General features: G+C 61.6%; 2 protein-coding genes. Both read left to right on the top strand.

The genetic code is table 11. The annotated features are described in order from the left end of the window. On the top strand, nucleotides 1-228 hold a 228-nt coding region (locus tag EN969_RS35675), incomplete at its 5' end, for a hypothetical protein (RefSeq protein WP_206525303.1). Between the two features lie 31 nt (nucleotides 229-259). Next, nucleotides 260-1,066, top strand: an 807-nt coding sequence (locus tag EN969_RS32555) for an AMP-binding protein (protein ID WP_164758731.1), incomplete at its 3' end; no start/stop codon positions are given.

Here is a 1,066-nt window from a genome sequence, read left to right as displayed (position 1 = left end):
GTCGGTAGCCTTGCGCCGGGGCTTTCCTGTATAGGAATTATTTCCTTGACTGGTGAGAGCAGCTATGCTACATTTTTACCTATGGTGCTGATTTGCGCCAGTGACCCGCCGCCCAGGCGGGTTTTTGCGTTTGATGTTCATCAACCAACGAAGGCCCCGAAGCGTCGTGGGCCGGATCGTTGCCCTGCCACGACTATCGCCGGGATTTTCACCACCCCCTCAGGCTGATAGGCTCGGCCAATCCCGGGAGGAGAGAGCGATGCCGGTCAATCTCGACGAGCTGAAGAATGCCAGCAATCTGCGCGGACGCGGAGCGCGAGCGGGCGGTGTCTTCGTCGCACCCGTCGATGGTAGGGCGCATGTCTCTGGCGAACGCAGCGTGCCGCTGCTCGACAAGACCATCCCCGCGCTGTTTTCCGAGACGGTCAGCAAATATGGCACGCTCGACGCCGCCGTCTTCGTCGACCAGAACAAGCGCTTCACCTGGAGCGAACTTTCGGACACGGTGGATGCGCTGGCCGCCGGCTTCCTGGCACTGGGCCTGGCAAAGGGCGATCGCGTCGGCATCTGGTCGCCCAACCGCTGGGAATGGCTGGTGACGCAGTTCGCCACCGCCCGCATCGGCCTGATCCTGGTCAACATCAACCCGGCCTACCGGTTGACCGAGCTCGACTATGCGCTGAACAAGGTCGGCTGCAAGGCGCTGGTCACCGCTGCCAGGTTCAAGACGTCAGATTATCTCGGCATGATCGAGACGCTGGCACCCGAGATCGCCAAGGCCACGCCGGGCAAGCTCAAGGCACAAAAACTGCCGGCGTTGAAGATCGTCATCCGCATGGGTGACGAGAACTCGCCCGGCATGTTCAATTTCGGTGATGTGCTGGCCATGGCCGGGCGTGACGAGCATGACAGCCTCGACCGCATCTCTGAGAAGCTGAAGCCGGGCGAAGCCATCAACATCCAGTTCACCTCAGGCACCACGGGAGCCCCCAAGGGCGCGACGCTGACCCACGGCAACATCGTCAACAACGGCAATTTCGTCACTTCGGCGATCAAGCTGACCGCC

The sequence above is a fragment of the Mesorhizobium sp. M7A.F.Ca.CA.003.01.2.1 genome, assembly GCF_003998945.1.
GTDB classification, from domain to species: Bacteria; Pseudomonadota; Alphaproteobacteria; order Rhizobiales; family Rhizobiaceae; genus Mesorhizobium; species Mesorhizobium ciceri.
This window is presented reverse-complemented; position numbering and strand designations above follow the sequence as displayed.